Annotated in this window: 8 protein-coding genes; all 8 read left to right on the top strand. The window is 36.8% G+C overall.

Annotation, left to right across the window (positions count from 1 at the left end; translation table 11 throughout):
- Positions 1-754 (top strand): cbb3-type cytochrome c oxidase subunit I (locus Q0L68_RS15365; RefSeq protein ID WP_296704936.1); only part of this gene is annotated, 754 nt, incomplete at its 5' end.
- Positions 738-1814 (top strand): heme A synthase, encoded by a 1077-nt coding sequence (locus tag Q0L68_RS15370; RefSeq protein WP_296704938.1) that lies wholly within the window; start codon positions 738-740, stop codon positions 1812-1814. The genes Q0L68_RS15365 and Q0L68_RS15370, both read left to right, overlap by 17 nt.
- 2 nt (positions 1815-1816) lie before the next feature.
- Positions 1817-2722: a heme o synthase gene (cyoE, locus tag Q0L68_RS15375; RefSeq protein ID WP_296704940.1), complete on the top strand. Its 906-nt coding sequence runs from the start codon at positions 1817-1819 to the stop codon at positions 2720-2722.
- Position 2723: 1 nt separating this feature from the next.
- Positions 2724-3305 carry a cytochrome c oxidase subunit 3 gene (locus Q0L68_RS15380; RefSeq protein ID WP_296704942.1) on the top strand — a complete coding sequence of 194 codons (582 nt, stop codon included), beginning with the start codon at positions 2724-2726 and terminating at the stop codon, positions 3303-3305.
- Positions 3306-3332: 27 nt separating this feature from the next.
- Positions 3333-4109, top strand: coding sequence for a cytochrome c oxidase subunit 3 (locus tag Q0L68_RS15385; protein WP_296704943.1), 777 nt, complete (start codon positions 3333-3335; stop codon positions 4107-4109).
- A 19-nt stretch (positions 4110-4128) separates the two neighbouring features.
- Positions 4129-4458 (top strand): cytochrome C oxidase subunit IV family protein, encoded by a 330-nt coding sequence (locus Q0L68_RS15390; RefSeq protein WP_296704944.1) that lies wholly within the window; start codon positions 4129-4131, stop codon positions 4456-4458.
- 68 nt (positions 4459-4526) lie between these two features.
- Positions 4527-5195 (top strand): SCO family protein, encoded by a 669-nt coding sequence (locus Q0L68_RS15395; protein ID WP_296704946.1) that lies wholly within the window; start codon positions 4527-4529, stop codon positions 5193-5195.
- Positions 5182-5578, top strand: a 397-nt coding sequence (locus Q0L68_RS15400; protein WP_296704948.1) for a DUF420 domain-containing protein, incomplete at its 3' end; no start/stop codon positions are given. The genes Q0L68_RS15395 and Q0L68_RS15400, both read left to right, overlap by 14 nt.

Genomic DNA, 5578 nt, shown 5'->3' on the forward strand with positions numbered 1-5578 from the left:
TCTTTGGAGAGGTAATTTGATCTTCACTCCAGCTATGCTGTTTTCCATAGGGTTGGTGTCATTCTTTATTTCAGGTGGTTTGACAGGTATTTTCCTAGGAAACTCTGCAATTGATATTCAGTTACATGATACTTATTTCGTTGTAGCTCACTTCCACCTAGTAATGGGATCAGCTTCCTTCTTTGGATTGGTAGCGGGCGTTTATCATTGGTTCCCTAAAATGTTTGGAAGAATGATGGATGAGAAATTAGGATACATTCACTTCTGGTTGACATTTGTTGGTGTTTATATGGTATTCTTTCCAATGCACTACATCGGTATCGCAGGTTTCCCTAGAAGATATTATTCTTGGACAAACTTTGATTTTGCCAACATGTATACTGATCTGAACATGTTTGTTTCTGCTGCAGCAATTATCACATTCGCTGCTCAGTTTATATTCTTGTTCAACTTCTTCTACAGCATGTACAGAGGTAGAAAAGCAAGTTTAAATCCATGGAGATCAAATACACTTGAATGGACTACTCCATTGCATCCTAAGCATGGCAACTGGCCAGGAGAAATTCCTACTGTATATAGATGGCCATATGACTATTCAAAACCAGGAGCAGAAGAGGATTTTATTCCTCAAACAGTTCCACTTTCTGCCACTCCTGAATCAAACTTGCCGCATGAACAAGAGCAAGTTAAATTGGAAATGGAGATTATGAAGGAAGAGGAAGAGGTTTTGATCGCAAATGAATCAAAGCACTAAAAAGCAAATAAACAGCTTTCGCAAGGTTAGTTTCTTAACTGTGATAGCTGTTTATTTCCTAATCCTCGTAGGAGGGATAGTTAGGACAACCGGTTCTGGAATGGGTTGTCCTGATTGGCCTAAATGCTTCGGGAGTATTGTGCCCCCAACACACGTAGACCAACTTCCGGAGGATTACCAAGAAATATACCTTCAAAAGAGAATTGCCAAAAACGAAAGGTTTGTGGCGACACTTGAAAAACTGGGATTTGCAGAAACTGCAAAAGAAATTGCAAATGATAAATCAATTCTAATTGAACAGGAATTCAATCCTTTAAAAACATGGATTGAGTACATCAATAGATTGATTGGTGTCCTTATTGGCTTTTTTATACTTCTTACAGTTTGGAAATCATTTCCAATCTGGAAGTTTGATAAGCTGATTCCGATACTTTCAATTGCATCTTTGATTTTGGTTTTGTTTCAAGGTTGGATTGGTTCTTTGGTTGTTTCAACGAACTTACTCCATTGGATGATTACCTTTCATATGATGCTTGCAATTCTGCTGGTTTTTGTTTTGATCTATTTGTATCACAGATCTGGCAAATTAAAAGAGGGTAAAGGTGTTTCAATGGATGTGCCTGCTAAAATAGAATGGGTCTTGGTTGCAGCCTTGTTTTTAATGCTTATTCAAGTAGTGTTAGGAACTCAGGTAAGAGAACAAATTGATCAAATCTCTTTTGAGTTGGGAAATATGCTGAGAGGAACTTGGATTGAGAGTTTGGGTTTGCCATTCTATATTCATAGATCATTCTCGCTCATCTTATTGGGGATTCATATACTGTATTTCTTTTGGGCATTTAAATATGTTCTTAGAAGATCAAAAATCAGCTTATGGTCTCAGTTATTGATGATGTTAGTAGTTATTGAAATCGCTACAGGTATTGGAATGGCATATTTTGCAATTCCTGCATTTCTTCAACCCATTCATTTATTGATTGGGACATTAATAGTAGGAATTCAATTTCTATTGATCCTACAATTGCGAGAGCATAAACAATTTCGATTAAAAGAAAATTGAGAATGAGGACAGTTGGACTTACTGACCAGAATATTTATCACTTGGTTACTATTAGGGCTAAGGCGTATTATGAATTGTTAAAATTCAGATTATCTGCTTTGGTTACATTTTCCGCTGTATTTGGATTTGTCCTTGGTGATTCTGGAGTATCGTTTGGATGGTCAAGCTTTATTGGACTAGCACTTGGTGGATTCCTAATAAGTGGTGCATCCGGGGCTGCAAATGAGATTATGGAACGTGATCTTGACAAGTTGATGAAGCGAACAGAAAAACGTCCTCTTCCATTACAGATCATTTCGTTAACAGAGGCATATTGGTTTACTGTCATAATTGCATTTACAGGAATTGCATTACTATGGGTATTCACCAATCCTCTTACAACTTGGTTGGGTATTTTGAGCATGGTTTTATATGTGTTCGTTTATACCCCACTTAAAAGAGTTGGTCCAATCGCAGTATTTGTAGGAGCTATCCCTGGGGCAATGCCTCCTTTGTTAGGTTGGACTGCTGCGACAGGAGCAATTTCTTATGAAGCATTAATCATATTTGGAATACAATTTATCTGGCAATTTCCTCATTTCTGGGCCATTGCTTGGGTAAGTGATGAAGATTATAAAAAAGCAGGCTTTAAGTTATTGCCAAGTGGTGGTGGACAGGATTTGAATACGGCAATTCAAATAATGATTTATACCCTGTTTTTATTACCCTTAGGCTTACTTCCTAGCTATTTTGGGTTAACTGGATTAAATTCTGGGATAGTAGCTACGGTTTGCGGTGTTTTATTTCTTGCACAAACTTTTTCATTAATGAGAGATTGCTCGAGAAAGTCGGCTTTAAAAATTATGTTTGGCTCATTTTTGTACTTACCGATTGTTCAAATAGCTTACTTACTAGATAAACTGCCATAAGATGGAACAAGAATTAAAGTATGTAGATCTGGTTGAGCAGCCAATATCAATGCATCCAAAGAAGTTTGCACTTTGGCTTTTTATGGTCACAGTGGTGATGATATTTGCTGCGATGACTTCTGCATATATTGTAAGACAGTCTGAAGGAAACTGGCTTGAATATGATTTACCTCAAATATTTTGGTTCACTTCTGGTATTGTTGTTTTGAGTAGTGTATTCCTACAGTATGGATATATTTCTGCTAAAAAAGATAATTTGACTGGATTGAAATTAGGCTTATCAGGAGCTGTTATTCTTGGAATAGCTTTTTTGATAGGGCAATGGTATTCTTGGGTGGCTCTTGTGGATGAAGAGGTATTCTTTGTTGGAAATCCTTCAGGATCCTTTTTGTATGTTTTTACAGGGTTGCACGCTTTACACCTGATCAGTGGTGTGATATTTCTGATAATTGTATTAATTTCGAGTTTCAGTTTCCAAATCCATTCTAAGTCTATGGTTAGGATGGAAATGGCCACTACTTATTGGCATTTTCTAGGAGGGCTTTGGCTTTACCTGTTTATGTTTTTGCTTTTGAATCATTAAAATAACAATAGTACAAACCAATAATTTATGTCTGCGCATTCTACTGATATTGGAGTAAGCTCAAAAAGAGGCATTTGGGGAGGTGGTAACGAACCTCTTAAAGCCAGCTATGGAAAACTGATGATGTGGTTTTTCCTGCTCTCCGACATTTTCACTTTTGCTGCATTTCTGATCACTTACCTTTCCATTAGAGTAAGTTATCCAGTTTATGCCGGCCCTGCTGGAGACTTCGTTGGCTCAAATGAATATTGGCCAGTTCCTGAATTGGTCTTCGATGCAATTCCTTTTGTGCATGGAGTTCATGCTCCATTGGTTTTCGTAGGTATAATGACATTTATATTGATTTCATCTTCCGTAACTATGGTTCTGGCAGTTGAGGCTGGTCATAGAAATGACAGGAATGATGTTGTTAAATGGTTGCTTTGGACAATCCTTGGAGGAGCTACTTTCTTGGGATGTCAGGCATGGGAATGGAATCACTTCATCCACGGAACAGATGGTGGAAGCACATTGACTTATATTAATTCTTTGAATAATTTGGTTTCAGAAGTTGTTCATGGAGCAAACCTTAATGTGAACGAATATGGCCCAGCGTCCTTTGCCCAGCTATTTTTCTTCATAACAGGGTTTCACGGTTTTCACGTAACTATCGGTGTTTTCCTTCTTTTCCTTTGTTTCTATCAAGCAGCTGTTGGGATATATGACGGAAGAGGTCATTATGAGATGGTTGAAAAAATTGGTCTTTATTGGCACTTTGTAGACCTTGTTTGGGTATTTGTATTTACCTTATTCTATTTGATCTAAAGCAATAAATTTTCGAATTATGGATATTCAACAAAATAAATCTACGCTGGAAGTTCATCCACGTAACGAGGAAAAAATAAAGAAAATCTGGAAAACAGCCGGAATTCTATTGGCAATAACATTAGCAGAATTCGTTATGGCATTTACCTTGGAAAGAGGATTGATTTTATATTTCCTTTTTATCGCTTTGACAATTTGGAAAGCACGATACATTATGCTTGAATTCATGCACTTGGGTGATGAAGTAAAGCCCTTGTTTTATGCGATTATTGTACCTCTCATATTTCTTATTTGGTTGCTGATTGCCTTGGCAAAAGAGGGCTCAGATATTTTTCTAATGAGGTGGTAATCAAAAAAAACTAAAAAAAATTAGGTTGAAGAGAGACACTTCAACCTTTTTTTTGTTAAGAAGTCAATATGAGAGGAATTAGAATTTTACAAGGAATGGTATTGGTCTGTATTTTACTGATACCAGTCTTAATTTTCATGTTTCTGAGAGGTTTTGGGACAAATACATACGATATCCCTATTTATTATCAAACTGGAACAGACAATCCTTTTAAAGAATGTCCAACCACTGACACCACTCAACATTACATTCCTGATTTCTCTTTTGTGAATCAAGAGGGCAATCCTGTAGGGAAAAACCAGATGGAAGGAAAAATAACTATTGTAGATTTTTTCTTTACTTCCTGTCCAAGTATCTGTCCGGTGATGTCTCAGGAAATGGAGCGAGTCAATGATATGTTTAGAGATGAACCTCGAGTACAAATTCTTTCTATAAGCATAGACCCTGAATTTGATACTCCAGAAATTCTGAATGAATATGCTGGGAAACATAATGCTCAGGCTGGTAAATGGGATTTTCTTTCAGGAGGAAAACTTGAAACATACCAATTGGCTAAATGCGGGTTTATTTTACCTACTCTGGACGGTTATGGAGTCCCAGATGATTTTGCCCATAGTGATAAATTCACTTTGGTTGACGAAGAAGGAAGAATCAGAGGTTATTATAGTGGCACTAGTAGAGAGGATGTAGATTTGTTAATGCTTGAAGCTAAAATTTTATTGTATGGAAACGAGTAAGTCGACGCTATTGCAAAATGAAAATAAAGTTAAAAACTGGATAGTTGCAATTTCTGTAATTATTCCATTGGCTGTTGCTGTATTACTTTTTATGCCAGCGAAAGTTGATATTGGAAGTGACTGGGTTTATTTTCTGCCCCACCTTAATGCAGTAATAAATTCTGCAGCTACCATTGCTTTAATATTGGGGTTGGTATTTATAAAAAATAAGAATATCGCTTTTCACAAGGCCTCAATGAGTGTTGCATTTTCATTGGGAGCTATATTTCTAGTGTCTTATGTAGTCTATCATGGTGCAGCTGAAAGTACTAGTTTCGGAGGAGAAGGATCGATACGAATTGTTTATTATGTGCTTCTGATAACACATATTGCTTTAGCAGCAA

The organism is Algoriphagus sp., from assembly GCF_024642405.1.
In the GTDB taxonomy this organism is placed as follows: Bacteria; Bacteroidota; Bacteroidia; order Cytophagales; family Cyclobacteriaceae; genus Algoriphagus.